Raw genomic sequence first — 881 nt, forward strand, 5'->3', positions numbered from 1 at the left:
TATAGCTAAATACCAAATAAATCATTACAGTAATCTTTAAATAATTTATCAATATCTTTAACTCTAAACTTAGTTCGAATCGCCTTGACTCGTGACCACATATTTTCTATTGGATTTAAATCTGGACTATATTTAGGAAGCCACACAATGTAATGGCCTGCACAACGTATCAACTCCTGAAGTCTTTTCCCTTTGTGAAAGGTCGCATTGTCCATAATCAAAACACTGCTTTCTTTCAACTTAGGTAATAAATCCTGTTCAATCCAACATTCAAATACTTCTGTATTCACAGAACAATTAAACACACCAACTGTCAACAATCTATTTTCGATAATTGCACCGATCGCATTACTGCAATTCTTCAACTGCCAGTTAAATTCACCTTCTGCACGTGTTCCTTGAAGGCTATAACTATGAGTTCTGGTACTTTCACTTTGAAAACCACTTTCATCTATGTAAATCAGAGGCAATTTCCCTTCTAAACACTCTATGAGATTTTGAAATTGCTGACGTTGATTTTGATCTGCTTTAGGATGCTTTAACGTCTTTTTTTACGCGATATTCCTGCGGCATGTAATGCATTAAATACCGCATGAGTGCTTACTCCTAAACGTTCAGCTCGCTCATACTGATAATCATCAGGATATTGTTCAACATCCTTCAATATTTGCTCTCTGCTAATTTTAGCTGGACGGCCAGGAATAGGTTTGTTTGTAGTGGACTTTTTCCAGTTCTGAATCGTTTGTATACAGATGTTAAAATGCTGTGCTGCTTTTCGCACAGACATTTCATCTCGAATCATAATTTCTATGACTTTGTCTTTAAAATCTTTTGAATATCCCATATCTCTATTGTTCTATAGTTTTTAGGATTTGGCTATA

2 protein-coding genes are annotated in these 881 nt (G+C 35.1%); both read right to left on the reverse strand.

The genetic code is table 11. The features are described 5' to 3' along the window. Positions 1 to 5: 5 nt before the first annotated feature. The gene (locus ACWQ4X_RS19705) at positions 6 to 491 is read right to left on the reverse strand and encodes a transposase (protein ID WP_227554803.1); all 486 of its coding nucleotides are present in this window, start codon (positions 489 to 491) and stop codon (positions 6 to 8) included. 47 nt (positions 492 to 538) lie between these two features. After that, a complete protein-coding gene (locus ACWQ4X_RS19710; protein ID WP_087547287.1) occupies positions 539 to 844 on the reverse strand; it encodes an IS630 transposase-related protein in 306 nt (101 codons plus the stop codon). Between the last annotated feature and the right edge of the window lie 37 nt (positions 845 to 881).

The organism is Acinetobacter sp. NigerLNRRAM0016 (assembly GCF_054112845.1).

Excerpts from the sequence above, each read along its gene's own strand:
- ACWQ4X_RS19710 (WP_087547287.1), bottom strand. The coding sequence starts at position 844 with ATGGGATATTCAAAAGATTTTAAAGACAAAGTCATAGAAATTATGATT.